Annotated in this window: 1 protein-coding gene; it reads right to left on the bottom strand. The window is 64.6% G+C overall.

The window, feature by feature from the left end; all coding sequences use genetic code 11:
- The coding region (locus FB457_RS35025) for an acyl-CoA carboxylase subunit beta (protein ID WP_145784714.1) at positions 1-1295 on the bottom strand (1295 nt) is incomplete at both ends.

The raw sequence follows: 1295 nt of genomic DNA, 5'->3' as shown, positions 1-1295 counted from the left end.
GCGATGTCACGCCGGAAGATCACGTTCGCCGCGCCCTCCGCGCCCATCACCGCGATCTCGTTGGTCGGCCAGGCATACGTCAGATCCGCACCGATGGACTGGCTGTCCATCACGATGTACGCCCCGCCGTACGCCTTCCGCAACACCACCGAGATCCGCGGCACCGTGGCATTGCAGTACGCATACAGCAGCTTCGCCCCATGCCTGATGATCCCGCCGTGCTCCTGATCCACCCCCGGCAGGAAGCCGGGCACGTCGAGCAGGGTGACGATCGGAATATTGAAAGCATCGCACATCTGGACAAAGCGGGCACCCTTCTCGCTCGCCTCAATATCCAGCACCCCCGCAAGCGACTGCGGCTGGTTGGCCACAATCCCCACCACCTGACCGTCCAGCCGGGTGAGCGCACAGATCAGATTCGTCGCCCAGCGCTCATGCACCTCAAGGTACTCACCGTCATCGACAAGCTCCTCGATCACCCTGCGCATGTCATACGGCCGGTTACCATCCGCCGGCACCAGATCCAGCAGCACCTCACCACCGCGGTCCGCCGGATCCTCCGCCGCCACCGCCGGAGGATTCTCCCGGTTGTTCTGCGGCAGCATCGACAGCAGATACCGCACCTCCTCCAGACACGTCACCTCGTCGTCATACGCGAAATGACACACCCCCGAGGTCTCCGCATGCACATCCGCACCACCCAGACCGTTCTGCGTGATCTCCTCACCCGTCACCGCCTTCACCACGTCCGGACCCGTGATGAACATCTGCGACGTCTCCCGCACCATGAACACGAAATCCGTCAGCGCCGGACTGTACGCCGCACCACCCGCACACGGCCCGAGCATCACCGAGATCTGCGGAATCACCCCCGACGCACGGGTATTGCGCTGGAAGATCCCCCCATAACCGGCCAGCGCCGACACACCCTCCTGAATACGCGCACCCGCACCGTCATTCAGCGACACCAGCGGCGCACCCGCCGCAATCGCCTTGTCCATGATCTTATGGATCTTCTCCGCATGCGCCTCACCCAGCGCACCACCGAAGATCCTGAAGTCGTGCGCATAGACGAACACCGTCCGCCCGTGCACCGCCCCCCACCCCGTGATCACACCATCGGTATACGGCCGCTTCACCTCCAGCCCGAACCCCGAAGCACGATGCCGCCGCAACGGCTCCACCTCACTGAACGACCCCTCGTCCAGCAACAGATCGATCCGCTCCCGCGCAGTCAGCTTCCCCTTGGCCCTCTGCGCAGCGGTCGCCCGCTCACTCGGCCCCGCATGAGCCTG

Source organism: Streptomyces sp. CNZ287 (assembly GCF_007827615.1).
This window is presented reverse-complemented; position numbering and strand designations above follow the sequence as displayed.